This window comes from Gluconacetobacter johannae (assembly GCF_014174305.1).
Lineage (GTDB): Bacteria > Pseudomonadota > Alphaproteobacteria > Acetobacterales > Acetobacteraceae > Gluconacetobacter > Gluconacetobacter johannae.
Genome location: NZ_JABEQH010000004.1, coordinates 99243 through 123253, shown reverse-complemented (window position 1 = coordinate 123253; position 24011 = coordinate 99243). Strand labels below are relative to the sequence as shown.

Sequence of the window (24011 nt, the reverse complement as noted above, 5' to 3'; positions counted from 1 at the left end):
GCGCTGCCCCTATGGCGCCGGGTCGGGCGCCATAGGGGCGGCCGACGCCGACCCCAGAGCGCCGGTCGCGAAGGCCAGGGCCGCCGCCGCGGTCAACGCCGCGGCATGAGAATCGGCACGGTCCTGCCGCGCGGTTTCCAGCCCGGTGGTGGCCATCGCCACATCCTGCATGGTGCCCAGACCGTGGCGATAGACATCCAGGGCGGCGTCATGCGTCACGGTCGCCGCCCGCAGCAGGGCCTCGGCTGCACGGAAGGCGGCCAGGCCGGTGCGCAACGCATTATAGCTGCCGACGACCTCCTGCGCCGCGTTCTGCCGCATCTGCTCCAGGTCCGCCGCCGCCGAATCCGCTTGCGCGCGGGCCGAGGCCAGTTGGCTGCGCCGCATCCCGCCATCGTAAAGCGGGACCGAAAGCCCCATCATCACCCCAGCCATGGGTTGGGACATCGTGTAATCGGGCACCGACGGCGACAGCCCCTGGGCGGCCAGCGCGTTCGCGGCGTTGCCGTGCAGGCGGGCGGAAAACCAGCCGATATTGCCTGCCACATTGCCGGTCATGAAGATCCTGGGCCGGAAATCGGCCTGGGCGGAACGCACCCGGGCCTGGCTGGCCCGCACCGACGCCAGCGACGCCTGGACGTCCGGCCGCATCACCACCGCCTTCTGCACCAGCCGGTCCAGGTTCTGGTCCACACCCGATGGCAGCGGACGATCCGCCGCATCGCGCACCGCGATCATCGTGTCATACGGCAGCCCGGCCGCGTGCAGCAGGTCGGTATAGGCGGTGCTTTCCTGCCCCTGCGCCCCGACCAGGGCGAAACGGGCCTGGGCCGTCGCCTGGACCGCCTGCGCGACCTCGATCGACGTCGCGATGCCCTGACCCTGCCGCGCCCGCGCCGCCGTCTCGACGATCGTGGCATCCGCCACGGCCTGCCCGGCGGCGCGCGTCCTCTCGCGCGCGGCGCTGAGCTGGAAATAGGTGCGGCAGACATCGAACATCAGGCGCTGATGTTCCCCGGTAAAGCCGGCATCCGAGGCGAAGGCAAGTTGCCGCGCCACCTCCATCTCGGCATCGCGCTTGCCGAAATCGAACAGCAGCCAGTTCACCGTCAGCATCGGGATGATTTCGGCGGTCTGCAGCGTGAACCATCCCTGGCCCGCCGTCAGATAGGCCGGCAGCGGCACCGCCGCCGTCTGGTACCCCGCCATGACCGACAGCGCGAGGTGCGGCAGATACAGCGCACGCGCCAGCCCGATCCCTTGCGCGGCGTTCCGCGCCCGGTTCCATGCGCCGCGCGTGCGCGGGCTCGTCGCTTCGGCCAGGTCGATCAGCTCGGTCAGGTCATACACATGGCCCGCGACCAGGCGATTTCCCTCGCCCGGTGCGGCGCGTGCCGTTGCCATCCGCACCATGTCCCCCGTGTCCCGCCTCGCCAGGCCGGCCAAGGGCGGCGCCGGCGCGGGGGGCTGCCAGGCCGGAGCGTCGGGCGCCGGCCTGGCGCAGCCGCCGGCAAGCAGGCCGACCGCCAGCATGGACGCCAGCGCCGACGCAGGCGAAGGGACGCCGCGCCTCATCGCTCCGCCATCCCCAGCGCCTCCAGCCCCCGCGCCATGCGCCCATGCCAGTACAGGCGGGCCTGTCCGCCGGCGTCACCCCGGATCGCCTGCTCGGCCCGCAACAGGTCCAGCGCCTCGACGATCGCGCCGCCGCCCCGTCGGACGGCGTCGGCCATGGCGGCCGCCAGCGGCCGCCCCGCGCCGTCCGGGTCACGCGGCAATCCGTCGAGCACCGTCGCGGAAACCCACAGGCTTTCGATGGCCTCCAGCACCCGCAGCGCCCGGTCGTCCGCACGCGACGTCCTGACATCGCGCGGACGAAAGGACAGATAATCCGCCGCGCGGTTCGCCGCCGCCAGGGCCGCGCGCAACCGGCGCGAGGCCCCGATGGCACCGGCATCCTCATCGCCGGGCGCGGACGCGATCAGTTCGGCCAGCGCGTCGCGCGCGCGCGTCAGCGCATCGTCGACCGTGGCGGCGATGCTGACGGGCCAGATGGTCGCGAACACGACGGCCATGACCACATTGCCCAGCACAATCCCCAGCACGCGGTCCCGCGCGGTCTGCATGTCCAGCGTCGGCCCCGCACCGGGATGCAGGACCGAGGTGCTGAGCAGCACGATGAAGAACGCCAGCGCCGCCTGCCATCCGAAATACGAAATCCGTTCCGAACCCACCGAAATCCAGCCCGCGACCAGGCTGCCGGCAAAGATCAGCAGCGCCAGGTGGCCGATATCCGTCATGGCCGGCATCAGGAACAGGATGGACAGAATTCCGGCCCCGCCCCCCAGCACTGCGCCACCGATCCTCAGCGTCGCCTTGTGGACCGTCTCCTCCAGCGTGCCGAGCGCCACAAAGAAGCAGGTGACCAGCGCGGTTGAAATATCGTTCCAGTCCAGAATGCGAAACGTGCCGTAGCAGATCAGGACCGCAAGGGTGGCTTTCAGGCCGAAACGCACATGGTCGGGATTCGAAAACGCATCGGCACGCAGGAATGGTGCGGCGGGCGCGCGCGGCGGCGGTGCGCCTTCGGCCCCGGCCGGCCTGTCGCCGGACAATGCCATGGCGATGCGGCGCAGGATGTCCCCTGCCTCGACTACGATGCTGCCGAACGGCGGCGCGAGGGCCGCCGGAACCATCCCCGGCATGCTGTCCAATCGCCCGCCGTCCAGGTCGCCGGACCCCAGGCTGGCCGCCAGAGACCGGCACCAGGCGGCCAGCCGGTCCAGCGGCGCCGCCAGCCCGTCCGCCGTGCGCGCATCGTCGGGCAAGGCCAGCATCACCGTCGCCAGGCGACCGGTCAGCGCGATGGCTTGCCCGTAGGCCTCGCCCCGGACGGCACCCATCCGCCGTGTCGCCTGCTTATGGAAATCGAGAAGCGCCTCGTCGCCCTCGCGCACCAGTTGCGCCAGCAGCGCCCGTCCGCCGACGTCGGGCTGCGCGGCCATTGCCGCCACGGCCTGCAGCCGCTGGGCCAGCCGGTCCCGCAACAGATCGAACGGTCGTTCACCCGCCAGAAGATTGCCGGCGATGCTCACCAGCATCGGCACGACGATCATCACCCACACCCAGAAGTAGATGCGGGTTATCAGCGCGGGATCGGGCAGGATGTCGATCAGGCTAAGGGTATAGACCTCGAAGAACGCGATCACCGAAGCGACCGGCCCCAGCTTCGTCGTCCGGGCCAGGAAGAAGCCGCAGAATGTCAGCCCGACGATGCAGCCGATCCGAAACCCGGCGGAACCTGCGACCAGGATCGACAGCAGATTCCCCGCGCCAAGCAGGCAGATGGTGCTGACGACGATCAGCAGGCCCGCCATCGCCACTGATTTGGCCGACGATTCCTGCCAGCAGAAGAACACCATGTACAGCGAGTAGGCCGGCAGGATGGAGTGGATGGAATCGCACAGCACGATCACGACCGCGCAGGTCGCCGCTACCAGCAGCGCCGCGCGCGCCCGTCCGGGGAACGGCAGCAGTTCCAGATAGAAACGATACCACAGGGGCAGGTCCGTCAGGCGCGACGTCATCGTCAGGCGACGCCTCATGACGGCCCATCCATCACCACGACGGCCGATGCCCCGACGCGCATCAGCGCCTGCGGCGGGTCCAGCAGGCGAATCCGCACCGGGAAACGCTGGGCGATGCGGACCCAGTTCAGGTCGCGCTCCACCACCGGCAGGCGGCCCTGCAGGGTGATGTTGCCGGTGTCCTGCACCCCGGCGCCAATGCTGTCCACCTCGCCGCGTATCGCAATGGTCCGGTCCTGCATCACCCAGACCGTCGCGCGCATGCCCGCACGAACCCGCGCCAGGTCGGTTTCGCGCAGATTGGCCTCGGCATACCACTGTTCGCTGTCGATCAGGGCGAACAGCGCCACGCCGGTCACGACATACTGGCCGACCGATGTCCTCAACCCGTCGACGATGCCGTCGCAGGGCGCGCGGACCGTGGTTTCACGCAGGTCGCGGCGGGCCTGGTCAAGCTGCGCCTGCGCCAGCCGGTCGTCGGCTTCGGCCGCATCGGTCGAGCCCAGATTGTCCGTCAGGCTCCTGGCCTGGCTTTCGGCCTGCGCCAGGCTGACTTCGGCGTCGCGCCGGGCGGTTTCGGCCTGATCGACCGCCTGTGCGGTGACATAGCCCTTGCCCAGCAAAGGCCGCAGCCGGGCGACGGTCATCCGCGCCAGATCCAGATTGGCCTGCGCGCGCGTCACCTGCCGCCGCGCGACATCGGCGTTCGCGGCCTCGCCATTCACGATCCTTCGCCGCTGGTCCAGCCGCGCCGCCGCCGCATCGCGCATTGCCTGCGCCTGACGCACCCGGATCTGATAGGGTTCGGGATCGATCTGGAACAGGATGTCGCCCTTGCGGACATGCTGATTGGTGTGGACCGGAAGGCTGACGATACGCCCCGGCACCTCCGGCGCCATGTTCACGATCTCGGCGTCGATCGACACCGCCTCGGATCGGGCATAATCGCGGTTGCGCTGCCAGGCCAGCCAGACCGTCAGGCAGGCAGCCAGCAGGACCAGCACCAGCAGACCCAGCGCATAGGGCCGGGTGGCCTCATATCGCCGCTGCTGTTCGGGCGTCATGCGGCCGCCCCGCCATACCAGGCCAGCCAGGCAGATACCCCCAGCAGCACCATACAGGCCGCATAGAACAACCCCGGCAGGCGGATATAGGCATGCACGCCCAGCCGCCCCAGCACCAGGCGCAGCATTGCCCCGCCCAGCAGGCCCAGCACGGCGCAAAAGATCCATGCCGGGAAAAACGCGCCGAAAATAATCAGAAGCGGCGCGGCGCCGCCCCCGCATCCTGTCAGGGCCAGGACAGGCAGCAGGGCCAGTCCCGCATGGCCGGCCCTTGTCCGGCAGGTCCGGTCGCCTGTCGCGGTGCGAGCCATCGCCGTACCGGCCGGTCTATCGGACACCCGGTCGCCCCGGATGCGACCCGCCATGCCGCGTCATCCGTCCACCTGCCAGCATCCGTGCTCCGTCAATCACATGCGTCTTCGAATCGTGAACAGGTCCCACCCCATTCCGTCAAGAGAATAAAATATGTCGCGACCACGGACGGAAACGGGTCGGTCGCGCAGGTGGTCCAGCCGGCACCCGCGCGCATCCGTCGGGCGTGCGGCCGATGTCACGCAAATCCGTCCTCGTTCCAATCGTGGCTGAACCAACGCTGCGGACTACGCCATGACGGCCCGGAGACGGCCTCCACGTAGTGGAACGGATCTGCCTTCGGAAGGCTCCTGTCCCGGAGGGTCCGGAACTCCATGGCCCTGCCGATTTCACAAAAACCTGGAACAGGAAGGCAACATCGGAACATCGTCAAAGGCGGAATAAAGGTTCAAGTATGCAACAGACGCTTTTCTGATCTGCTTCATCAAACACATCACTCTCGCCAGAACGTCATCAAAAGAGATGATTATTCCGGCGTCCGGACCGGCGTGATCCGCGCCACATCCAATAAAAATTTCACAAGGATTTATCTCATTTTATTACGGAGCATTCTGACCCTGCAATACAGCGCACGCGACAGCCCTATCGTACCGCATCGCACACGCTCTTGTGACGGCGATCCAGATCCTTGTCATCCGGCCCCTTGTCCCGGACCCGATTGCCCTGCGATCGGGTCCGGGAGGACATCATTACGACGACGGCGGTGCGTCGTGAGAACGAGGGATGCCCAGGGGCACGGTTTCGAAACACAGGGAATCCGCGACCGGCGGATAGCCGATCGGGGCGCACGTTCGATCGCGGTCCCGCGAGAGGGACGGCCGATCCGGCTTGACGCTTTCATCTGTTTGCATGACGAGACCTCCCGTTGGGGGATGAGAACGTCAACATCGTCCGGCATGGAAAGTTGCGCGCGTCCGGCAGCCCGCGCCGTCACGCCTGCGGCACCGGCGCATTGCGTCAGAGCCTGACCGGAAATGTGGGCTGGCGAGCAAGAGCGGAACGCAGGAAGCGCGCGTCGGATCGCCGCCAGCGCGTTTCCTGTCGGGTTCTCAGGCCACGATCAGGGCCGCCTGCATGTACAGCCCCGCGTCGCCCTTGCCCAGAACCCGCAGGAATTCCAGTTTTTCATGCAGATGACGCTGCACCTGATCGGCTTCGTATCGGGCGATCAGCTCGGCATTGTCCATCAGGCTGGCGATGCCGATCGTCTGCGCCTCGGCCGAGGCCTGGGCCAGATGGTCCCGGTTCAGGCACCACGCACGCGCCCCTTCTTCCGGCGGGACGACATCCGTCACCATATCCACCAGATTCGCGATCTCGGCGCCGAACACGGCCTTGATCTCAGCCATCGTGATGTTCGTGTCCTCGACCACGTCATGCAGCCACGCGGCCGCCACGACTTCGTCGCGCGCGCCGGTGTCGGCAACCAGTTCGGCAACGCGCTGCGGATGCACGATAAAGGGCTTATTCGTGTATTTCCGGCGTTGACCAACGCTGAAATGTGCCGCGGCCGCGAATGCGGCAGCGCGCGAAACCAGATCCGTCACCCGACGGTCTCCTCGGCGATTATCCCGCCGCCCTAATGCATCGCATCAACATAAGGTTGCATACCGCCAGACATAATTCGATGTTCGGCGGCCGGATCGACCGACCTGCCCGGCCGGCAGGGACACGCCTGCCGGCCGGGGCTGGAACCGCTTGCGCCAGGCTTACGGGGCGCGAACCGCCGTGACCTCGATTTCCACAAGCCAGCCCGGATTCGCCAGATGCGCGACCTCGAAGGCCGAGCGGGTCGGCAGCCTGGGCTGCGCCGGCGTGCCGAAGAACTCGGTATAGGCCTTCATCATGCCCGGGAAGTCGATCTTCCCCAGCTTGGGATCGGCCACCATGTAGATATGCATCTGCACGACGTCGCCCAGGGTCAGCTTCAGCTTCGCCAGTGCGCCCTGGATACGCAGCAGCGACGCACGGACCTGGGTTTCGGTGTCGCCATAGGCGGCCAGCGTGTTGGGCTTGGCCGATTTGTCGGCCGGCGGGGCGCCCATGCCGCTCAGATAGATGGTGGTCGCCCCGGGGGGCACCTCGATTGCCGTGGCGATGGGGAAATGGCTCGCCGGATCGACATGGCGCACCACCCCTTCGGCCCGGGCCGAGGACAGCGCGGCCGTGCCCAGAAGCGCCGCCAGCGCGGCGCCGCGAACGATTTTGCATGTCGTCATGTTCTTATTCCTCTTCGGGGGTGATGGTCGGGCGCTGCGCGGCGACGTCAGCGGGCTTCAGGGCGTCGGTGTAGTGATTGCCGAAATGCGTGCGGACATAATTCACGACGTCCGCCACCTGCTTGTCGGTCAGCAGCCCGGCGAACGACGGCATGCCGCCGAACCCGTTGAGGATGACGTAGGCCGGATAATCCGCGCTGACCAGCTTGGCGTTGCCGGCCAGGGCCGGAAAGCGCGCCCCCGATCCCATCGCGCCATGGCCGTCGGGCATATGGCACCCCTGGCAGACGTGCTGGTAGATCGCGGCCCCGTCGGTCAGGGGCTGCAGGCGGCCGACGACGGCGCTGGCGCTGTCGGCGCGCGCCTGGGTGGCGAGGGTCGTGCCGGCGACAAGGCCGGCCAGCAGAAGGAAAGCGGGACGCATCAGGCAGCTCCCAGCGCGCGTTTGTGCAGACGGGTGATGGCGTCGAGCGAGGACAGGATCGCGCCTTCCTGCCAGCAGCCGATATAGGAGGCATGTTCGCCGGCCAGGACGATCCGGTTGTCCACCGCGCACAATGTCTTGTAGTGCGTCTTGCGGCTCTGCTCGGTCCACATGGAGCAGCATCCCAGCGTCCAGGGCATCCGGCTCCAGGACACGGCCACGCCGCCGCGGAATTCCTTGCGATAGTTCGGATGGATCACCGACCCCTGCGCCAGGCCGTGCTCGATTCGCTCGGCCGGGGTCATGCCCGCGAAGTCGTAGGCGGCGGGGCCGAACATGTAGCCGCCCAGCAGGACCGCCGGCCCCCGCGAGAAATAGCCGTGGCTGGGGTAGGAGATCTGGCTGATCGGCTGGTCGGTGAAGCTGATGCCGCCGTAGATCTGGTCGTCTTCCTCCCAGAAGCGGCGGTTGAACTCCATGCCCAGCTTGACCGACGAGGCATAGGGCACCGCGGCGATGGCGGCCTTCAGCGGGCCGCTGACCTGGATATCGAGCTGCGACAGCACCGACAGGGGAATGGTGCAGACGCAGTAATCCGCGCTTTCCTGCCGGACGGCGCCGCCATTGGCCATGTCGTTGTAGGTGACCTGAACGCCATGATCGTCCTGATGGATGGACGAGACCTTGCAGTTCAGGGTGATGAGGTCATGCACCTGGCGGGTGAAGCCCTTGCCGATCTGGTCCATGCCGCCGACCGGCTGGAACATGGTCGTCTGCATGTCCAGCCGCTCGTGGAACGCCAGCCATTGCCACAGGCCGGAGCGCATGACCTCGTCGCGGGCGAACAGGTCGGACGGGACCGGCGCCCCATCCACGCCGCCGCCCTGCGGCTTGGCGAAACCGCGCCGCAGCGAACTGCTGACGCCCTTGCGATACGCGCCGTCGGCCTCCAGCCCCGCCCAGCCGCGCATCGCCGCCGCGACATGCGCGCGCTCGTCGGCCGAGATGACTTCATCCAGCTTGTGCTGCTCGATGGACTTGGACAGCAGTTCCGCCGTGAAGCCCATGAAGTCGGCGGCATAGTCACGATAGCGCACCGGCTTGCCGCCGAAATTGTCCGAGGAATGCAACCACGAGTTGTGGTTCAACTCGACGAACGGTTCCAGCTCCACCCCGAACTCGCGACAATAATGCAACAGTCCCTGGTGGTGGTACGGGATGCGCCACGGGCCGGGATTGATGTAGTTGCCGGGGGCAAACTGGACCTTCTGCGTGGCGCCGCCCAGCTCCGTCAGCGTGTCGCCACCGCGCAACGAAATATTGCGGCCGCCGCTGCGGTTCTGGAATTCGAGGATCCGGACCTGGTAGCCGGCCTTACGCAGTTCATAGGCGGCCAGCATGCCGGCCAGGCCGGCGCCCAGCACCAGGACGCGGGTGCCGCGCTTCGCCCCGGTCAGGGCCGGCGCGCCGCGAAAGTCGGTGCCGGCCGCATGGCCCAGGCTGGTCATCGCCTGATAAAGGGCGGCGCTGCCGCCCAGGATACCAATTCGTGTCAGCATCTGGCGGCGCGTGGCCGCCGGACGCTGGAAAGCATTTGTCATCAAGCTTCCCCAGGATGAAGTGGCGCATGTCCGATGACGATCCATGCGGGTGCAACGCTAGTTACAGGGAGATGTCGGGCCGGAGCAATCATCCGATCACATAATCGTAACGTTTTTCATCCCATGGCCGGATGCCCCATGCCGCGACGGGGCGAACCGCGGCTGCGTCCGCATCCGATCCGGTCGGACCGGCCCCCGGCTGTCATCAAAATGCAACATATTGAGACGAAAGCGTCACGGTCCATATTTAGGCTGTTATCGGAACGTTCCTCCTTACGGTAAGGTTACGATGTCTTATCAAATCATGAACGGGTCCCTTTATATGAGCTTACGACGACGCCTCGTTGCCGCGACCATGATTTCCGCCATCGGTTGCGCCGGCACCGTGGACGCCTATGCGGCTACAGCCCCCCACAAGACCACGCGCCAGGCGTCGAAGTCTGCGGCGGCAGCCGCGCAGAAGGCCCCGACCACCCCGGTGGCCGCGCACGCCATCCCCGCCGTCGTTCCGGCGGTTGCCCCGGCCGCCCCGTATCATCCGCCGCCGGCCGACGCGGGCGAGGCCGTGATCGTCACCGGCACGCACGCCACCAACCGCCACGCCCGCCAGAGCTCCAGCCCCATCACCGTCGTCTCGTCCGCCGTGCTGCGCCGGTCGGGCCAGATGAACCTGGCGGACGCGCTGACCAAGACCTACGCCTCGATCAACGTGGTCGCCATGGGCGCGGACTCGGCGGCGCTGACCTCCTCCATCCAGATGCGTGGCCTGGGCCCCAACGAAGTGCTGGTGCTGGTCGACGGCAAGCGCCGTCATAACACCGCGAACATCGTCGCCGATTCCGGCCCGCAGTTCGGTTCGACCGGCGCGGATCTGAACATGATCCCGGCGAACATGATCGACCATATCGAAGTGCTCGAAGACGGCGCGGCGGCCATGTACGGTTCCGACGCGATCGCCGGCGTGGTGAACATCATCACGAAGAAAGCCGACCACGGCCTGGATATGAGCGCGCAGACCGGCGCCAACGCCTATAACGGCGATGGCTGGCAGTACCAGCTCAATGCCGACGGCGGCTTCAAATGGGGCAATAACGGCTTCGTGCACATCAGCGGCCAGATGTATCACACCGACCACATGAACGTCGGCGCCGCCGATCATCGCCTGCTTGGCTATTGGCCCGAAGGGGCGGATACCTCGCACTATTACAACGGCGTCGTGGCAAATGCGCGCAACATGCCGACAAACCTCAACAAGATCCTGGGCCGTCCGGAAGAGACCCGCGAAAACCTGGGCATCGAGTGGGGCAAGGATCTCATCGACGACAGGCTGCAGTTCTACGGCAACCTCACCTATGCTCACCGTCATGGCGAAGCCTACGAGAATTACCGTATCCCGACCATCGCCCCGGACATGTATCCCAATGGTTTCTCGCCGACCGAAACCAACGAGGAAAACGATTACGCCGTCACCATGGGCCTGAAGGGCGACAGGCTGTTCGGCAACTGGGACTGGGACGCCAGTTCGACCTATGGCGCCGACGGGACGAAGATCGGCAACAAGAACACCGCCAACCCGGGGATGTTGAAAACTGTCCATGCCAATGCGGATGGTTCCGACGCCATCTGCACGACCGACCCGAACGACCTGGCGAATAATTATTCGTCCGAAGGCTGCGGCTGGTCGCCGACTCAGGCGCGTGCGGAGACGTATCGCATGGCGCAGTGGACGAACAATCTGGATTTCCGCCGTCGTTTCAATATCGCCAATGTCGTTCCCATGACGCTGGCGGTCGGTGGCGAGCATCGCCTGGAAACCTACCAGATCATCGCGGGCAATCCGCCTTCCTACGAAGCGGGTGGCACGCAGGGCTATGCCGGCCTTGGGCCGCAGAGTGCGGGCAATTGGAACCGCAACATCTTCGCCGCCTATATCGACGGTGATTTCCGTCTGACCAAGCATTGGGACCTGGATTTTGCCGGCCGGTTCGAGCATTACACCGACGTTGGCAATACCCAGAACGGCAAGATTTCGACCCGCTACGATTTCTCGCGCCGGGTGGCGATCCGCGGCACGATCAGCACCGGCTTCCGTGCGCCGACGCTGGCGGAAACGCATTACAGCGCGATGAATGTCAGCCCGGGTGGCGCGAGCGGCATGTTGGCGGCGGATTCGCCGGCGGCCCGCGCGCTGGGTGCACAGCCGCTGAAGCCTGAGCAGTCGGTCAGTGAGTCGGGCGGTATCGTCCTCGAGCCCATCGACGGGTTCCATATCGAAACCGATGTCTACCAGATCAATCTGCGTAATCGCATCGTCGGTGGTGGCACCGTCACGGGGAATGCGGCGGTCGATGCAATCCGTAATATGGGTTATGCGCTGGCTTCAGACGCCGATCCTTCGCAGGTCAGCGCCTATTACCTGACCAATGGCGCCAGCACCCGCACGCAGGGCCTGGATATCAAGGCCGACTACACGTTCCACCTGCATCAGTACGGCAATCTGGCGCTGAGCATGGCGCTGGACCTGAACCGGACGCGCCTGCATCATAACGGCACGGCCCCCGATGGATCGCAGATCCTGAACGAGCAGAATGCCGGCTACATCACCACGGCCTATCCGCGCAGCAAGATCATCCTGAATGCCTATTACACCGTCGGCGCCTGGGACATCAACGTCCGCCAGACCCGCTACGGCGAGACCACGGATATGCTGCAATATTCGGACTGGACCAACAGCGCCCTGACCTGTCCGGCAGACGGTGGCAAGCTTCGTTACAGCAATTCCTGCTTCTCGCAGTTCAAGAACACGCCGCGCTGGCTGACCGATCTCGAGGTCGGATACCGGTTCAACCAGCACTTCCACCTCGCCGTCGGCGCGAACAATATCTTCAATGTTCGCCCTCGCAAGGTGCCCCAGAACGTGAACCCCTATGGCGCCCAGGTCTATGACCAGTTCTCGCTTCAGGTTCCCATCACCGGCGGCTACTACTACGGCCGTCTGAACGTGACCTTCTAAAACGCGAAGCAGGCGAGCATGACATCATGCTCGCCTGCCGAGTTTTCACGGCGCGTGAACAGATCGCTCCGTAAAAAGCTAAAATATCCGTGGACAGTTAATGACCACGGAGCCCCGGTATCCGGCGCAGACGCGCCGCCAGATGCTGAGCTGGGTCGGTATTTCTCGCCGGCCGCGCCGGTCTCTATCAGGCCAAATCCTCGAATTCCGGAACCGTGCCGGCGGCCGCAACATGACGCTGCGCGGCGGTGCCACCGCCATCGAACCCGGCCCCTTGCTGGCCCGGCCTATGCGATCGGCGGCTGAACCTCCGGCGGCATGGGGCTGACATAGGGGCGTTGCCGCAGCTTCGCCGCATGGTCCTGCTTCGCGCGGTCCAGCAACCCCGCATCGGACAACAGATCGGTCGCCGTCGCCGCCATGATCTTGGCGACATGGACCATGCCCTTGTGGGCCAGGGCCGAGGTGCCCTGCGCCGTCATCTGCCAGGAATGAAGCGCCGTCCCGATGGCGCAGGTCGCCCCCAGCGCCTGCACGGTCGGCACCGTCCAGCTGACGTCGCCGACATCGGTCGACCCCAGGGTCACCGCGCCGCCCGGCGTCGGATAGGGCAAAATCCTGTCGCACAGCGCCGTCGTGCGATCGACCGGCAGGCCGACCTGCCGGAAGGCGGTGACGATATCCTGTTCGCTGAAAGTCGCCTGCATCTGGCGCGCGAAGGCCTGATCGGCGGCGTCGAACGGCGGCGGACCAAGACGTTCCAGGTTGGCCTGCATCGCGGCCTCCAGCGGCGGATTGCCCAGCAGGTTGGCCATGCCGCTGACGACCGCGCAGGTGACGGTGGTTTCCGTCATCATCGCGGCCCCCTCGGCCACCTGGCGCACGCGATCGGCCAGCGCCAGCATGTCCTCCAGTTCCGCCGCCCGGACGGTGTAGCGGATGACGGTGCGGGCCTGCACCACATTGGGTGCGACGCCACCCGCATCCTGATAGGCGTAATGGATGCGCGAACTGGGCAGCATATGTTCGCGCAGATAGTTGACGCCGATGTTCATCAGTTCCGCCGCATCCAGCGCCGATCGGCCCAGATGCGGGGCCGCCGCCGCATGGGCGGCGCGGCCGGTGAAGGTGAAGTCCAGCCGCACATTGGCCAGCGCCGATGGCGGAAAGACAGTGGCAAAGCAGAACGGATGCCAGGAAATCGCGGCATCGACGTCATCGAACACCCCGGCGCGGACCATGAATCCCTTGCCCGCGCCGCCTTCCTCGGCCGGGCAGCCATAATAGCGGACGCGGCCCGGCGTCCCGGTGGCGGCCAGCCAGTTCTTGACCGCGGTCGCGGCCAGCAGCGACGCCGAGCCCAGCAGGTTATGCCCGCAGGCATGGCCGTTGCCGTCACCCGGCAGGGGGCAGGGTTCGGTGGCCCCCGCCTGCTGGCTCAGGCCCGGCAGGGCGTCATATTCACCCAGGATGGCGATGACCGGACCGCCCTCCCCGGCTTCGCCCATGATCGCCGTCGGCAGGCCGGCCACGTCGCGGGTCACGCGGAAGCCCTCGCTCTCCAGGGTCGCGCCATGCAGGGCGACCGACCGGAATTCGCCGAAATTCAGTTCCGGCACCGCCCAGACCGCGTCGCTGAGCGCAATGAGCGGTTCCTTCCGTGCCTCGACGAAATCCCATATCTGACTGCTGTTTCGCATCGCCTGCCCCGGATCTGAAGACGTGATGGTCCAACCGCGTTTTCAGACCGGGCGGCCCGGAAAATCAAGCGGCATGCGCGCCCGAGGCGATAGCCTTCAACGCGCGACCGGCGCCAGCTCGCCCCCGGCGTCGGCAACACGCCCGCCGATGCCCAACGCCAGCAGCGCCGCGACAAGGCCCGTCAGCCCGGCCATGACCAGCATCTGTTCGTAACTTCCCATCCGCTCCCGCAGCATCCCGGCGACATAGGCGGCGCAGGCGGCGCCGACCTGATGGCCGAAGAAGACCCAGCCGAACACGACGGGGGCCAGGCGTTCGCCGAACGCCGCGTTGGTCAGGCGCAATGTCGGCGGCACCGTGGCAATCCAGTCCAGCCCGTAGAACACGCCGAACACCATCAGCGCGGTCGGTGAAAAATCGCAGAACGGCAGGAAGATCAGCGAGACCCCGCGCAGCCCGTAATAAACGCACAGCAGCCTGCGCGCATCGAACCGGTCGGTCAGCCAGCCCGACAGCGTCGTGCCCACCAGGTCGAACAGCCCCATGGTGGCCAGCAGCCCCGCCGCCGGGACCTCGGCGATGCCATGATCGGCGCAGATGGCGATGAAATGCGTGCCGATCAGCCCGTTGGTGGTGAAGCCGCAGACGAAGAACGTCAGGAACAGCAGCCAGAAATCCAGGCGCCCCGCCGCCCACGCCAGCGTGCCCAGCGCCACCGCCACCGGATGGCCGTGTGCCGGCGGCGGCGGCAGGTAGCCGGGCCCGGCGCCATAGGGCACCAGCCCGCGATCGGCCGGCCGTTCCGGCAGCAATGCCGCCACCAGCGGGATCAGCACCACGCACGCGACGCAGACGCTCAGCACCACGGCCTGCCAGCCCCGGTTCTGGGCCAGTGCCGCCAGCACCGGCAGGAACAGCAGCGAACCGGTGGCGGTGCTGGCCGCCAGGATGCCCATCATCAGGCCCCGGCGCGCGACGAACCAGCGGTTGACCACCGTCGCCCCCAGAACCATCGCGACCGACCCGGTCCCCAACCCGGTCAGCACGCCCCAGGTGGCGAAGAACTGCCACGGCCGGGTCATCCACAGCGACGCGCCGGTGGCGACCGCCATCAGCGCCAGCGCACCCAGCAGGGTCCGGCGGATGCCCACCCCTTGCATCAGCGCCGCCGAGAACGGCCCCATCAGCCCGTACAGGAAGATGCCAACCGCCGCCGAGAACGAGATATCCTCGCGCGTCCAGCCCAGCGCATGCTGCAACGGCATCATCAGCACGCCGGGCGTCGCCCGCAGCGCCGCCGAAACCAGCAACGAAACGAACGTGACCGCAAGCACCACGAAGACGTAACGGGGATGGGAAGACGATATACGCATGTGGCCGACCGATGGTTGATTGTGCTATAAACAGATACGTACCGTTCAGTAACATTGTCAATCGCGAGTTTGCCGATCGTGTCCCTGGAAACCGCCCCCCCCACCCCGCCACGCCGTCGTGCAGCCGAGAAAATCCGCGATACCGCGCGCGACCTGTTCTACAGCCACGGCATCCGCGCCGTGGGCGTGGACGAGATCGTGCGGAACGCCGGGGTGACGAAACCCAGCCTCTATCGGGCCTATGGCTCGAAGGACGATCTGGCGGCCGCCTATCTGTGCGATTATCAGGAGGAATTCTGGCGGCGTTTCGAAACGGCGGCCGACCGCCATCCGCACAATGTGCGCGCGCAGATCCTGGAGTATTTCACCGGTCTGGCCGACCGTGCGTCGCAGGCCGATTATCGCGGCTGCGGCCTGACCAACGCGGTGGTGGAATATCCCGACCAGGCCCATCCGGTCCGGCAGGTGGCCGGCCGCCTGAAGGAGGAGGTCCGGCAGCGACTGACCGTCATGTCCCAGGCCATGAACGCGCGCGACCCAGCCCTGCTGGCCGACGGCCTGCTGCTGTTGATGGAAGGGACCTTCATCGCCGCCCAGATCTTCGGTCCCGGCGGCCCGGCCGGCAATGTCGCCCTCCTCGCCCGGCAGATCATCGACGCCAATTGTCCACCCGACGAGGGCTGACCGCGGCCGGATATCAGGTGGGCGCGACCGTTATCGTAGCGGTGTCGAGCGTGAAGCTGCCGTCGGTCTCGAGTGCGAAGGCCGCCCGCACGGCCGCCGGCGCGTCACTCTGCAGGGACCGGATGGCCGCGACCCGCTCGGCCGGGGTCCGGGTCCGGGCGACCCAGTCGGCGAAATCCATCCGCAACCGGTGCGACCTGACCTCCCGCACCGCAAATCCGGCCCGCCCCAGCACCGCCATCCACTCCGCCACGCGATAATCGCGCACATGCGACGGATCCCGCAGCAGTTCCATCGTCTGCAACCAACTGTCGCACAGCGGGTCCGCCGGGGCCACGACATCGGCGAAGACGGCGACACCGCCCACACCCAGCACCCGCCGCGCCTCGCGCAGTCCCGCCTCCATGCCGGACCAGTGATGGGCGGTGAACCGGCACAGCACGGCGTCGAACGCCCCGTCCGCGAACGGCAGGGATTCGGCCGCCGCGCGGTGCGTCACGATGTTGGCCAGGCCGCGTTGCCGCGCGGTGCGCGCCACGGCCTCCAGCATCTCGGGCGTGACGTCGCAGGTCACGATTTCACCGACATGCGGGGCAACGCGATAGGCGACATGACCACCGCCGCACCCCAGGTCCAGGACGCGGCGCAGGCCCCGGCCCGCCACCACCCGCTCGATCTCGTCCAGATCCGCACCGGCACTGTGGACCGCGCTGCTGACATAGTCGGCCGCGCGCGCACCGTAATGACGCGCCGCGAAATGATCCTGTTCGTCCGTCATGCCCGTCTCCCCTGGCGTTGATAATGACAAGGTGCCCGGTTCCGGACACGGGTATAAGATGTCCATTTATCCTGGTATAAAAACTGCCATCATGCCGATCCCCCCTGACCAGCGCCCTGTTCTCGGCGCTTTCCTGCGTGCCCGGCGCGAGGCCCTGCCGCCTGAGCGGGTCGGGGTGACGCGCATCGCCACCCGCCGGCGGACACCCGGCCTGCGGCGCGAGGAGGTGGCGCAGCTCTGCGGCATCAGCACCACCTGGTACACCTGGGCGGAACAGGGGCGCGACATCACCCTGTCCGCCCCGACACTCGGGCGTCTGGCCAATGCGCTGCGCCTGTCGCCGGCCGAACGCGCCTATCTGTTCGAACTCGCCCGCCAGAAGGATCCGCACCCACCCGACCCGGCCGGGGCCGGATCACTGCCGCCCGACCTGGCCCGCCTGCCCGACCTGATGGACGCACCCGCCTATCTTCTGGACCGGCTATGGTGCGTGCGGGCAGCGAATGCCCCGGCGCGCCACCTGTTTACCGGCTGGTTGTCGGGGCCGGAGCCAAACCTGCTGCGCTATGTCTTCCTCGACCCCGCCGCCCGAACGTTTCTGGAGGATTGGGACGACCGCGCGCGCCGGATCCTGGCCGAATTTCGCGCCGACACGGCGCGTCTGGCCGACGATCCGGCCCTGGAGCGCATCATTGCAGCCCTGCTGCGCGACAGTCCGGATTTCGCGCGGTTCTGGACCGGGCATGCCGTACTGTCGCGCACGGGGGGCCCGCGACGGTTCCTGCACCCGCAGGATGGCCCGCTGGTCCACGACCAGATCACGCTGATCCCTGCCGGCCACCCCGACTACAAGCTGGTCATGCTGCCGCCGTGCGACGGGTAAGCCCTTATCCGGCGCGCGAATACCCGCGCGGCCAGCCCACCCGCCAGCCCAGCCGTGACCCCAGCGTCGCCACCGCGATCACCAGCGCGCCGGTCATCTGCGCCGCCGTCAGCCGGTGGCCGTAGACCATCCAGTCGCTCAGGATCGCCACCAGCGGGTAGATGAAGGACAGCGTGGCGATCGTCGATGTCGTCAGCCGGGGATAGGACGCATACATCAGCACGTAGCACAGGCCGGTATGGATCGCCCCCAGCCCCAGCAGCCACCCCCAGGACGCGGCGGCCGGCATGGGGTGGGACAGGTCGGCCAGCGGCGCCAGCAGCACGATGCCGGTCGCGGTCTGCCAGAACACCGTGATTTCCGGCCGCTGGTGCCCCATGCCCTTGGAAATCAGGGTCGTCATCGCATACAGCATCGCCGCCACCAGGGTGATCGCGGTGCCGGCCGCCCAGCCCGCCGCGCCGTGCTCCCCCGGCGACAGCAGGCCGCTGGCCAGCACGACGCCGCCAAACGCCGCCAGCATCCAGCCCATCTGGTCGCGGGTGATCGTCTCGCCCAGGAACAGGCGTCCCGCCAGCACCACGAAGAACGGCGAGACGTTATAGACAATGGTGGCCGTCGCGATCGACGTCAGGCGATAGGCGGTGAACAGCGTGATCCAGTTCAGGACCACCAGCACCCCGCACACGATCGCCATCCGCACGCCACGCCACGCGAGCCCACGGAAATAGCCGCGAAACAGGCACCACGCCCCCATGAACGCCGTGCCGAACACGCACCGCCAGAACACGACATTGATCGGGTCGAGCCCGCTCTGCATCACGAACACGCCGATGGTGCCGGAGAGCAGCATGGCGAAGGCCAGCTTCAGTGCGGGATGACCGTGATGGTCGCGATGGGTCATGACGAAAACCTGCCGTGGCGGAGGGCGGCACAGTGGACGGCTTCGTCCGTTCACTCAAACGAATAGAACTGAATGCTGCCATCCGTTATATTGATGGCATGGCGCACCCACTCGACCTCGATCTTCTCCGCAGTTTCGTGACCGTCGTGGAATGCCGCAGCCTGTCGGCCGCCGCCCCACGGATCGGGCGCAGCCAGTCGGCCGTCAGCATGCAGATCCAGCGGCTGGAAGAAAGCGTCGGCCGGCCGCTGCTGGTCCGCCATCCGCGTTCGGTCGTCCCCACACCCGCCGGCGCGGATTTCCTGGTCCAGGCGCGGCGGCTGCTGCATGTGTCGGACGAGGTCTGGGCCAGCGTGACCCAGCCCGAGGAACGCGGCTGCGTCCGGCTGGGCGTTCCCGACGATTACGCGGGCTTCCTGCTGCCCCCCATCCTGTCGCATGTCGCGGCGCATCACCCCCTGGTCACGGTCGAACTGGTCTGCGAACCATCGGTCCGGCTGGTGCCGGCCATCGGGGCCGGACGGATCGACCTTGCGATCGTCACCCGCCTGCCCGAACAGCCCTATCCGGTCCTGCGCCGCGAACCGCTGGTCTGGGTGGCGTCGCGCGCGCATGAAGCCTGGACGCGCGATCCGCTGCCGGTCGCGCTGTTCGAACCGGGATGCGCCGCGCGCTCGGGCGTGCTGCATGCGCTGGGCGAGGCCGGACGCCCCTATCGCTGCGCCTGTTTCAGTGCCGGCCTGCCGGGACTGGTCGCCGCCGTACAGGCCGGCCTGGCGGTCGCGGCCCTCGCGCGATGCAGCGTGCCGCCGTCCATCGACATCATCGGCGAGGCCGAAGCCATGCCGCCCCTGGATCATCTGGAATTCAGCCTGCTGCGTAGCCACGCCGCCGACGGCGCGGCGGTGGAATGCATGGACGATTTCCTGCGCGCCAACCTGGCGCTGATCGCCCTCTGAGCGGCGGCCCTCACGACCGGTAGGACGGGTCCTCGGCATCCAGCACGCGCCGGACCGACGCCAGATGCAGCCGCGCGGACTCCGCATCGCCCGCGCGCATCTGCCGTGCCGTCGCCTCGGCCACCGCCGGGTCCACGGGCACCAGGGGCCGGCCGGTCGCCATGGCCAGGCACTGCACCTGGCAGGCGCGTTCCAGATAATACAGATCGTCCCACGCCTCGGCGATCGTCGGGCCAAGCACCATCACGCCGTGATGCCGCATGAAGACGATGTCGGCCGCGCCGATGGCCGCCGCGATGCGGTCGCCCTCCGCCGCATCCAGCGCCAGGCCGTTATAGTGCCGATCCACCGCGACGCGGCCATGGAATTTCAGGGCGGTCTGCCCGGCGAACAGCAGGGGGTCGCCTTCGGTCATCGTCAGGGCGGTGGCGTAGGGCATATGGGTGTGCAACGCCACCCGCGCCCGCGGCACCTGCTGGTGGATGCGGGCATGGATATGAAACGCCGTCGCCTCGGGCAGGCCCGCGCCGTCGACCACGTTGCCGTCGAAATCGCAAATCAGCAGGCTGGAGGCCGTGAGTTCGCGAAAGGCATAGCCATGGGGATTGACGATGAACAGATCGTCATACCCCGGCACCAGGGCCGAGAAATGGTTGCAGATCCCTTCTTCCAGCCCCAGCCGGGCCGCCATGCGGAAGCACGCGGCCAGATCGGCCCGCGCCTGCCACACGATCTCGGCCTCCAGGTCCGGCCGGTTATGCCCGGCCGACGGTCCGGAGGGACCATCCCCACGGGGAAAGAGCGGATGGGCCATCACATACCTCATGCCTCGAAACGACAATCGGGCCGATTGTTGCATACCCGGATGAATCATGCCAGGAATCGGCCATGCCAACCCGCCCCGGGCGGCTTGCCAATGCACTGGCCCACAATGACCCGTTTCCTTTCCAGCGGATGCACCGCATGACCCGCCTGCTGTATCGCACCGCGCGCGCCACCCTGCCCGTCGCCGTCGGCGGACAGGGGATCGAACTGATCGACAGCGAAGGACGGCGCTATATCGACGCTTCCGGCGGGGCCGCCGTCTCGTGCCTGGGTCATCAGCATCCCGACGTCCTGGCCGCGCTGCACGCGCAGCTCGACCGCCTGGCCTACGCCCATACCGGCTTCTTCACCTCGGAACCGGCCGAGCAACTGGCCGAACGGCTGGTCGCGGACGCCCCGCCGGGGCTGGAGCGCGTCTATCTGGTCAGCGGCGGGTCCGAGGCGATCGAAGCCGCCCTGAAGATGGCCCGCCAGTATATGGTGGAGACCGGTCAGCCCCAGCGCCGGCACGTCATCGCCCGGCGGCAGAGCTACCATGGCAACACGCTGGGCGCGCTGGCGACCGGGGGCAACGCGGGGCGGCGCGCGGCCTTTCAGCCGCTGCTGATCGACACCCATCATATCGACCCCTGCTACGCCTACCGCCTGCGCGAACCCGGCGAGAGCGAGGCGGCCTATGCGGCGCGCGCCGCCCAGGCGCTGGAGGACCGGATCCTGGACATCGGCCCCGAGCGGGTCATGGCCTTCGTCGCGGAAACCGTCGTCGGCGCGACGGCCGGCGCGATCCCCCCGGTGGCGGACTACCTGAAGCGCATCCGGGCGATCTGCGACCGGTACGGCGTCCTGCTGATCCTGGACGAAGTCATGTGCGGCATGGGCCGGTGCGGCACGCTGCATGCCTGCGAACAGGATGGCGTGTCGCCCGACCTGATGACGATCGCCAAGGGCCTGGGCGGCGGATACCAGCCGATCGGCGCAGTGCTGCTGTCGGGCCGGATCTTCGATGCGTTCGCCAACGGGTCCGGCGCCTTCATGCACGGTCATACCTACATGGGCCACCCGATGGCCGCCGCCGCCGGGCTGGCGGTGCAGGACATCCTCCGCCGCGACGGGCTGCTGGCCAACGTGACGGCGATGGGCGAGATATTGCGGCAACGCCTGGTCGAACGGCTGGGCGATACCCCGCATGTCGGCGACATCAGGGGGCGCGGCCTGTTCCGCGCGGTCGAACTGGTCGCCGACCGCACCACCCGCGCGCCCTTCGACCCGTCCCTGAAACTGCATGCCCGCATCAAGCACGAGGCGATGGCGCGCGGCCTGATGGTCTATCCAGCCGGCGGCACGGCGGACGGGACACGCGGCGACCATGTGCTGCTGGCCCCGCCCTTCATCGTCACGCCCGGCGATATCGACCGCATCGTCGACCGGCTGGGCGACGCCATCGACGCGGCGCTGGCCTCGCTGCCGTCGTGACGGCGGCCAACGCCACCCTGCGGGCGCTGACGGTCGGCGGAAGCGCGTACGAAACCGGCGTCGGAATGGGTGTGTTCGGGCGAGACATCGTCCACGCCCATTTGATCCACACCGCCGGCTGGGCCCATGTGACCGCCCACCGCGACGACCGGCGTGTGGGGCATATGCGCGATCAGGTGCAGCGGCTTTTCCCCCGCCATTTCGCCGAATTGCAGGGCATGGCCTACGGGCTGGAGGTGCCGTTCGCCGATCTGTTCGCCTGGAATTGCCGCGGCGACATCTGGGCGATGGCGCCGGAAGGCTGCACGACCGTGATGCTGCCCGGCCCGCCGATCACCATCGCGCATAACGAGGACGGAGACCCCGCCTTCCGGGGACATTGCGCCTGGGTCCGGGTAGAACCGGATGACGGGATCGCCTTTTCGTCGTTCGTCTATCCGGCCTCGCTGCCCGGACACGCCTTCGCGCTGAATGACGCCGGTCTGGTGCAGACGGTGAACAATATTCGCTTCCTGGCCGCCGCCCAAGGCGTACCCCGCATGGTGCTGGCGCGGGCGATGCTGGACTGCGCCGACCTGGACCAGGCCATCGACCTGCTGCGCCATGCCGAACGGGCCGGCGGCTATCACCTGACACTGGCCCAGGCGGGCGATCCGCGACTGGTGAGCATCGAATTCTCGGCCCACGGCTGCTCCGTCCGGAGCGTCACCGCGCCGGCGGTCCACGCCAACCACGCCATCCATCCCGGCGACCGGCACATCCCGCAGATCGTCACCGACTCCTCCGCCAGCCGGCAGGCACGGGGGGACGATCTGGTGAAGTCCGGCGTGGCGGCGCGCGATCCGCTGGCAGTCCTGCGCGACCGGGCGGGTCCGGGCCTGCCGATCCGCCGCGACGACCCCGCCGACCCGGACGAAGAAAATACCTTGGCCACCGTTCAGTTCACGGTGAACCATGATGGGGTCACGGGGCGGATCCACGACACATTGGCCGGCCCCGCCCGTTTCACCTTCGACGTGCCGCGACGATCACGCCCAACCGTCGGGCCGCCAGGCGGCGGGCCAGAGGGGTGTCCTCGCTGACAGATAGGCGTCCCCGCGTGACGGACCGGCCAGGCGGTCAACCCGCACCACACGATGGCTGGGGGCATTACGATGCATCAGGTGCCCCCCCGACATGCTTTTCCACGAAAAACTTCGGGCGGCCTTTCGTCTCCATGTAAATCTTACCGACATATTCGCCGATAATACCAAGGGACAACATCTGGACGCCGCCCATGAAGAAAATGGCGATCATGACCGATGTCCAGCCTTCCACCGTCTTGCCGGTATATTTCAGCAAGATCGAATAAAAGGTCGCCACCATCGACAGGGCCGATATCGACAGGCCCAGGGCCGCGATAATCCGCAGCGGCGTGACGGTGAGCGATGTAATGCCCTCCAGCGCCAGGGAAAGCATCTTTTTCAGCGGGTATTTCGATTCCCCCGCCGCGCGTTCGGCGCGATCGTAATAGACGCACGATGATTTGAAACCGATAAGCGGAACCAGCCCGCGAAGATAGATATTCTGCTCGCGGTAAGCGAGCAATGCCGCGCAGGCCCGCCGACTGAGCAACCGGAAATCGGCATGGTTGGAGACCTGCTGCACCCCCATCAGTTCCATGATCTTGTAGAAGCTTTCGGCCGTAAACCGCTTGAAGCCGCTGTCCGCATCGCGCGACCCACGCACGCCGTACACGATGTCGCTGCCGGCCAGATACGCCTTCACCATGTCCTGTATGACCGAGATATCATCTTGAAGGTCAGCATCTATGCTGACGATGATATCGGCGTCCGCCGCCGTAAGCCCCGCCATCAAAGCCACCTGATGGCCCTTGTTCCGCGACAGCTTCAGGCCCCGCACATGGCCGTTGCCCCGACAGGCCGCCTCGATCTGCGTCCAGCTGTCGTCCTTGCTGCCATCATCGACGAACAGAAGGTAGCTGTTGCCGGCGATCAGCCCATTCCCGGCCATGTCGGCCATGACGGCCGACAGTTCGCGAAGACACAGCGAAAAGACTTCCGATTCATTATAGCATGGCACGACAATGGCCAATGTTGGCGTCACTTGCTTTGTCATCCTGTCACATGGAATCCAGGCGGGTCTTTACCG

At 67.1% G+C, this 24011-nt stretch carries 20 protein-coding genes; 6 read left to right on the top strand and 14 right to left on the bottom strand.

Translation table 11 applies throughout. The annotated features are described in order from the left end of the window. Positions 1-9 precede the first annotated feature (9 nt). The 8 genes from HLH21_RS04070 to HLH21_RS04035 all read right to left on the bottom strand — a co-directional run bounded on the left by HLH21_RS04070 (position 10) and on the right by HLH21_RS04035 (position 9267). Positions 10-1575, bottom strand: a complete 1566-nt coding sequence (locus HLH21_RS04070) for a TolC family protein (protein ID WP_182941570.1) — start codon at positions 1573-1575, stop codon at positions 10-12. Continuing rightward, the gene (locus tag HLH21_RS04065) at positions 1572-3605 is read right to left on the bottom strand and encodes an FUSC family protein (RefSeq protein ID WP_182941568.1); all 2034 of its coding nucleotides are present in this window, start codon (positions 3603-3605) and stop codon (positions 1572-1574) included. Before HLH21_RS04065 ends, HLH21_RS04070 begins: the two co-directional genes overlap by 4 nt. Beyond that, positions 3602-4651, bottom strand: coding sequence for a multidrug transporter subunit MdtN (mdtN, locus tag HLH21_RS04060; RefSeq protein WP_182941566.1), 1050 nt, complete (start codon positions 4649-4651; stop codon positions 3602-3604). Before mdtN ends, HLH21_RS04065 begins: the two co-directional genes overlap by 4 nt. Continuing rightward, positions 4648-5016, bottom strand: coding sequence for a YtcA family lipoprotein (locus HLH21_RS04055; RefSeq protein ID WP_182941564.1), 369 nt, complete (start codon positions 5014-5016; stop codon positions 4648-4650). The genes mdtN and HLH21_RS04055 overlap by 4 nt, the downstream gene beginning before the upstream one ends. A gap of 1056 nt (positions 5017-6072) precedes the next feature. Beyond that, complete coding sequence (locus tag HLH21_RS04050) at positions 6073-6570, bottom strand: HD domain-containing protein (RefSeq protein ID WP_182941562.1); 498 nt, start codon at positions 6568-6570, stop codon at positions 6073-6075. 162 nt (positions 6571-6732) lie between these two features. After that, on the bottom strand, positions 6733-7242 hold the full coding sequence (locus tag HLH21_RS04045; protein ID WP_182941560.1) for a RidA family protein: 510 nt from the start codon (positions 7240-7242) through the stop codon (positions 6733-6735). A gap of 4 nt (positions 7243-7246) precedes the next feature. After that, positions 7247-7666: a c-type cytochrome gene (locus tag HLH21_RS04040; RefSeq protein ID WP_182941558.1), complete on the bottom strand. Its 420-nt coding sequence runs from the start codon at positions 7664-7666 to the stop codon at positions 7247-7249. Further along, positions 7666-9267: a flavin monoamine oxidase family protein gene (locus HLH21_RS04035; RefSeq protein WP_182941556.1), complete on the bottom strand. Its 1602-nt coding sequence runs from the start codon at positions 9265-9267 to the stop codon at positions 7666-7668. The genes HLH21_RS04040 and HLH21_RS04035 overlap by 1 nt, the downstream gene beginning before the upstream one ends. 322 nt (positions 9268-9589) lie before the next feature. Between HLH21_RS04035 and HLH21_RS04030 the strand changes: the two genes are divergently transcribed. After that, positions 9590-12280, top strand: coding sequence for a TonB-dependent receptor plug domain-containing protein (locus tag HLH21_RS04030; protein ID WP_182941554.1), 2691 nt, complete (start codon positions 9590-9592; stop codon positions 12278-12280). A gap of 287 nt (positions 12281-12567) precedes the next feature. Here HLH21_RS04030 and HLH21_RS04025 read toward each other — a convergent pair whose 3' ends face one another. Together HLH21_RS04025 and HLH21_RS04020 are read right to left on the bottom strand one after the other, a co-directional pair. Then, complete coding sequence (locus HLH21_RS04025) at positions 12568-13980, bottom strand: M20 family metallopeptidase (protein ID WP_182941552.1); 1413 nt, start codon at positions 13978-13980, stop codon at positions 12568-12570. A 96-nt stretch (positions 13981-14076) separates the two neighbouring features. Then, on the bottom strand, positions 14077-15354 hold the full coding sequence (locus HLH21_RS04020) for an MFS transporter (protein ID WP_182941550.1): 1278 nt from the start codon (positions 15352-15354) through the stop codon (positions 14077-14079). Between the two features lie 78 nt (positions 15355-15432). Here HLH21_RS04020 and HLH21_RS04015 point away from each other — a divergent pair, with 78 nt between their 5' ends. After that, positions 15433-16038, top strand: a complete 606-nt coding sequence (locus HLH21_RS04015) for a TetR/AcrR family transcriptional regulator (protein ID WP_264811863.1) — start codon at positions 15433-15435, stop codon at positions 16036-16038. A gap of 13 nt (positions 16039-16051) precedes the next feature. On the opposite strand, the gene HLH21_RS04010 is transcribed toward HLH21_RS04015, so the two are convergent. After that, the gene (locus HLH21_RS04010; protein ID WP_182941547.1) at positions 16052-16816 is read right to left on the bottom strand and encodes a class I SAM-dependent methyltransferase; all 765 of its coding nucleotides are present in this window, start codon (positions 16814-16816) and stop codon (positions 16052-16054) included. Positions 16817-16907: 91 nt separating this feature from the next. Here HLH21_RS04010 and HLH21_RS04005 point away from each other — a divergent pair, with 91 nt between their 5' ends. Further along, positions 16908-17699, top strand: coding sequence for a helix-turn-helix transcriptional regulator (locus HLH21_RS04005; protein ID WP_182941545.1), 792 nt, complete (start codon positions 16908-16910; stop codon positions 17697-17699). Between the two features lie 4 nt (positions 17700-17703). Here the strand turns inward: HLH21_RS04005 and HLH21_RS04000 are convergent, their stop codons facing one another. After that, positions 17704-18603 carry a DMT family transporter gene (locus HLH21_RS04000; protein ID WP_182941543.1) on the bottom strand — a complete coding sequence of 300 codons (900 nt, stop codon included), beginning with the start codon at positions 18601-18603 and terminating at the stop codon, positions 17704-17706. A gap of 98 nt (positions 18604-18701) precedes the next feature. Here HLH21_RS04000 and HLH21_RS03995 point away from each other — a divergent pair, with 98 nt between their 5' ends. After that, the gene (locus tag HLH21_RS03995; RefSeq protein ID WP_182941541.1) at positions 18702-19562 is read left to right on the top strand and encodes a LysR substrate-binding domain-containing protein; all 861 of its coding nucleotides are present in this window, start codon (positions 18702-18704) and stop codon (positions 19560-19562) included. A gap of 10 nt (positions 19563-19572) precedes the next feature. Here the strand turns inward: HLH21_RS03995 and HLH21_RS03990 are convergent, their stop codons facing one another. Then, positions 19573-20376, bottom strand: a complete 804-nt coding sequence (locus tag HLH21_RS03990; protein WP_182941539.1) for an aldolase — start codon at positions 20374-20376, stop codon at positions 19573-19575. Between the two features lie 74 nt (positions 20377-20450). Between HLH21_RS03990 and HLH21_RS03985 the strand changes: the two genes are divergently transcribed. After that, a complete protein-coding gene (locus HLH21_RS03985) occupies positions 20451-21860 on the top strand; it encodes an aspartate aminotransferase family protein (RefSeq protein ID WP_343064979.1) in 1410 nt (469 codons plus the stop codon). Further along, on the top strand, positions 21857-22942 hold the full coding sequence (locus HLH21_RS03980; protein ID WP_220789665.1) for a C45 family autoproteolytic acyltransferase/hydolase: 1086 nt from the start codon (positions 21857-21859) through the stop codon (positions 22940-22942). Before HLH21_RS03985 ends, HLH21_RS03980 begins: the two co-directional genes overlap by 4 nt. 67 nt (positions 22943-23009) lie before the next feature. Here HLH21_RS03980 and HLH21_RS03975 read toward each other — a convergent pair whose 3' ends face one another. Next, a complete protein-coding gene (locus HLH21_RS03975) occupies positions 23010-23978 on the bottom strand; it encodes a glycosyltransferase family 2 protein (RefSeq protein WP_182941537.1) in 969 nt (322 codons plus the stop codon). Positions 23979-24011: the final 33 nt, after the last annotated feature.

What these genes read in the sequence shown, in the direction of transcription:
- HLH21_RS04070 (WP_182941570.1), bottom strand. Translation starts at nt 1,575, where the DNA reads ATGAGGCGCGGCGTCCCTTCGCCTGCGTCGGCGCTGGCGTCCATGCTG.
- HLH21_RS04065 (WP_182941568.1), bottom strand. Translation starts at nt 3,605, where the DNA reads ATGAGGCGTCGCCTGACGATGACGTCGCGCCTGACGGACCTGCCCCTG.
- mdtN (WP_182941566.1), bottom strand. Translation starts at nt 4,651, where the DNA reads ATGACGCCCGAACAGCAGCGGCGATATGAGGCCACCCGGCCCTATGCG.
- HLH21_RS04055 (WP_182941564.1), bottom strand. Translation starts at nt 5,016, where the DNA reads ATGGCGGGTCGCATCCGGGGCGACCGGGTGTCCGATAGACCGGCCGGT.
- HLH21_RS04045 (WP_182941560.1), bottom strand. Translation starts at nt 7,242, where the DNA reads ATGACGACATGCAAAATCGTTCGCGGCGCCGCGCTGGCGGCGCTTCTG.
- HLH21_RS04040 (WP_182941558.1), bottom strand. Translation starts at nt 7,666, where the DNA reads ATGCGTCCCGCTTTCCTTCTGCTGGCCGGCCTTGTCGCCGGCACGACC.
- HLH21_RS04035 (WP_182941556.1), bottom strand. Translation starts at nt 9,267, where the DNA reads ATGACAAATGCTTTCCAGCGTCCGGCGGCCACGCGCCGCCAGATGCTG.
- HLH21_RS04030 (WP_182941554.1), top strand. Translation starts at nt 9,590, where the DNA reads ATGAGCTTACGACGACGCCTCGTTGCCGCGACCATGATTTCCGCCATC.
- HLH21_RS04025 (WP_182941552.1), bottom strand. Translation starts at nt 13,980, where the DNA reads ATGCGAAACAGCAGTCAGATATGGGATTTCGTCGAGGCACGGAAGGAA.
- HLH21_RS04020 (WP_182941550.1), bottom strand. Translation starts at nt 15,354, where the DNA reads ATGCGTATATCGTCTTCCCATCCCCGTTACGTCTTCGTGGTGCTTGCG.
- HLH21_RS04010 (WP_182941547.1), bottom strand. Translation starts at nt 16,816, where the DNA reads ATGACGGACGAACAGGATCATTTCGCGGCGCGTCATTACGGTGCGCGC.
- HLH21_RS04005 (WP_182941545.1), top strand. Translation starts at nt 16,908, where the DNA reads ATGCCGATCCCCCCTGACCAGCGCCCTGTTCTCGGCGCTTTCCTGCGT.
- HLH21_RS04000 (WP_182941543.1), bottom strand. Translation starts at nt 18,603, where the DNA reads ATGACCCATCGCGACCATCACGGTCATCCCGCACTGAAGCTGGCCTTC.
- HLH21_RS03995 (WP_182941541.1), top strand. Translation starts at nt 18,702, where the DNA reads ATGGCGCACCCACTCGACCTCGATCTTCTCCGCAGTTTCGTGACCGTC.
- HLH21_RS03990 (WP_182941539.1), bottom strand. Translation starts at nt 20,376, where the DNA reads ATGGCCCATCCGCTCTTTCCCCGTGGGGATGGTCCCTCCGGACCGTCG.
- HLH21_RS03985 (WP_343064979.1), top strand. Translation starts at nt 20,451, where the DNA reads ATGCCAACCCGCCCCGGGCGGCTTGCCAATGCACTGGCCCACAATGAC.
- HLH21_RS03975 (WP_182941537.1), bottom strand. Translation starts at nt 23,978, where the DNA reads ATGACAAAGCAAGTGACGCCAACATTGGCCATTGTCGTGCCATGCTAT.